The sequence below is a fragment of the Nostoc sp. 2RC genome, assembly GCF_014222165.1.
In the GTDB taxonomy this organism is placed as follows: domain Bacteria; phylum Cyanobacteriota; class Cyanobacteriia; order Cyanobacteriales; family Nostocaceae; genus Nostoc; species Nostoc linckia.
The window spans coordinates 1-2994 of sequence record NZ_JACKZU010000586.1 but is presented as its reverse complement, the minus strand read 5'-3'; the positions used below and the strand labels follow the sequence as shown (position 1 = coordinate 2994).

Below are 2994 nucleotides of genomic sequence, written 5' to 3'. Positions count from 1 at the left end.
GGGGGAGATGGGGGAGATGGGGGAGACAAGGAGAATAATTCCTCAGTCAACAGTCAACAGTCAACACTCCCAATACCCCATGCCCTTATGCCGAATTCTCCTCATTTGTATTGGCAAACAAACTGGGATCGAGATAGTTAATACGGGCCAAGGGACTTAAGGCTGCGAGAATTTGAGCGCCGTAGCTGCGGTTAACTACACGACTATCAAGCAAAGCGACAATACCTTGACTTTCTCGCACTGGAGCGATGGCTCGTTGTAATTCATTCAAGGCGGTTGGTAATAAATATAAACGGAACCAATCTTGATGCGATCGCTTGTAACGAGCTACTCTACCAGCTACTAGAGGATTTTCCAAAGATGGTAGCGGCAAAGTCGCAATAATTAACAGCTGGGGTGCAGGTAACACTTGCTGATGTTCTCGCCAAAATTCCCAACCGCTTACCAAAATACCATTTTCATCTAAACAAGTTTTTTCCACCTGCACCCGCGAACCAAATTCTGAGGCCAAAATTGTTCCTACTTGGGACTTGAGTGGGACATCGCCTACCAAAATCACAGTTAACCCTGGTGCTGTAGCACTCAGACAAACCAGAGTGCGGACTTTGTGAATAAATGCCGCTTGAAACTCTGGTGTATTGGGTAGGGGTAACTTATAAGGTACATACAGCTGAATTGCTTCGGCTTGACTTTCAGAAGAAAATTTCAGGCAAGTTAAATCTTCCAAACCTAAACGCTCACGGAACAGGGGAGCCTCCGTTTCTGGTTCTACAGCACTGCCAATTAAAACTACTGGTTGTCGCTGCCAAATGGGGGAAAGTATTTTCCCTAATTCCATTGGGGCATAGTGCAAAGAAAATAAACCTTGGCGACGGGCGATAGTCGCCCAGAAGAGGGCAGAGGGGGCTGGGGAGGCAGAGGGTGAAAGACTTTCTGTTAGCAGTTGAAATTCTTGCCAGAAATGTTTCCAATTATCTGGGATATTACTGATGTCTAAAGTAGAATAAAGACGGTTTAAAATGTCTATTTCTAGTCCAGAAATGAGATAGCACTCATAGGGATTTGCAGGATGCTGAAAAAATTCGTGTGTCAGTTGTATCCTTGCTTCACGAATTGCTTCAGCTTGGTTTGGGCAAGCTAGCATGAGTTGATCCCAATCATGGGGTTGAATTTCTTGGGCGAGCTGATGACGCACCCAATCTTCAAGGTCGTCTACGCCATCAATAATTGTAGGAATACCTTTGGGAAAGCGATCGCCATCAGCCAACTGTCCTTTTAACCAAGCTTCAGGGGAAGTCAACAGTAGCCCTTGGAACTGGGCATCAGGCCATGCGTCACCTGTCCTAATTGGTTTGTTGGCTGGTAGCCACTGCTGTAGACGGGGAATTTCCACCCGCAACAGAAGTTGTTGCACTGATTCTTGAGCAACAATAATTACGGGGCCATGCCACATCAGGGCTGATGCTACGAAACTGGTACGATATCGTCCTTGATAGCCACAAACTGCCCCCACTTGAATGAGGGCGCTACGTTCCAGGCGCAAGGCGCGTGCTACCAACCGTGCCATCGTCAAATGATGGGGCCAGGAGGGGAACCCCGCCTGCGATCGCAAAAAGTTATGTAGTGACAAATGAACTTCTGCCTCAATCACACGCTTTTAATCCCATAACAAAGTGACTTTTACCAATAAAGCCCCATTTCTATTATGTTGTCCTTTGTCATTGATCATTTGTCATTTGTCTTCTGTTACAAAGTTCAGGCACTCCGTTGGTAGGGTTCCCCCGCTTAAAGGAACTGCCCTTGAGCCACTGCGTTCCACAGGACTTTCTTTGGGCTTGTTCGCCCTTAGGGTTACCGTAGGATAGCAACTGGCGTCTGAATATAAAGAAGCCTTAGCTTTTAATTTTGGGCTTAGTCATTTGTTCTTTATCTAAAACTAATGACTAATGACTAATGACCAATGACTAATGACCAATCACCAATTACCTAATTATGCCAACCTACACAGGAATTTCCAGCGAAGCCTTCAGGCATCCCCTGGATAGCCAAGCAGAGCAAGCTTTACGTAATTTACCAGGATTTGATTTTTTAGCCCGTAAATTTGTGGAATTTTTCGCTGAACGCCCTCAGTTAGTTTATTTAATGGGCAACACCATCCAAGTCGGGCCGCGCCAATATTCCACCATCTACCAGATTTTTCGGGAATGCGTCCGAGATTTGGACATTTATCCAGAACCCGCACTGTTTGTTGAGCAAAATTCCCAAGCTAATAGCTACGCACTTGGACAAGAGCATCCTTACATAGTCATAAATACAGGGATATTAGACTTACTAAACGAAGTTGAAATTAGGGCGGTGTTAGCCCATGAACTGGGGCACATTAAATGTGGTCATACTATTTTAATTCAAATGGCGATATGGGCGAGGAGTGTAGCTACTACCGTTGGGGAATTAACCTTTGGCATTGGTAATTTCCTGAGTCAAGGTTTGTTGCTTGCTTTTTACGAATGGCGGCGTAAAGCTGAGTTATCGTCAGATCGGGCTGCTTTATTGGTAATGGATGACTTAAATCCCGTGATGAGTTCGATGATGAAAGTCACGGGCGGTAGTTTCAAATATGCCCACGAATGCAGTTTACAAGAATTTATGAAACAGTCTGAAAATTATCAAGCACTTGATGAAGATGGACTTAACCAAGTGTATAAATTCTTAATGTACACTGGGTTTCAAGGTGCAATGATGACACATCCTTTTCCTGTGGAGCGTTTGCACTACTTACAACAGTGGGCGGTATCAGAGGAATATCAGCAAATTCGTCAAGGAAACTATCAGCGATCGCCCGCATCTGGAGCAGTAAATGTTCCCGCAGATTCTTCCGAAAATGAAAAAGAAGCTTTGCGCCGTCAAATTGAAGAATTACAACGCGAAATTAACAGAATGAGAAGGCCGGATAATAATTCGTAAAAGGACTAGAGAGTGGGGGGCAGGGGAAAG

2 protein-coding genes are annotated in these 2994 nt (G+C 44.9%); one reads left to right on the top strand and one right to left on the bottom strand.

Annotation, left to right across the window (positions count from 1 at the left end; translation table 11 throughout):
- Positions 1-85: 85 nt before the first annotated feature.
- Positions 86-1651, bottom strand: coding sequence for a helicase C-terminal domain-containing protein (locus tag GNE10_RS33410; protein ID WP_185570342.1), 1566 nt, complete (start codon positions 1649-1651; stop codon positions 86-88).
- A 341-nt stretch (positions 1652-1992) separates the two neighbouring features.
- Between GNE10_RS33410 and GNE10_RS33405 the strand changes: the two genes are divergently transcribed.
- Positions 1993-2964: a M48 family metallopeptidase gene (locus GNE10_RS33405; RefSeq protein WP_099069679.1), complete on the top strand. Its 972-nt coding sequence runs from the start codon at positions 1993-1995 to the stop codon at positions 2962-2964.
- The last annotated feature ends 30 nt before the right edge of the window (positions 2965-2994 follow it).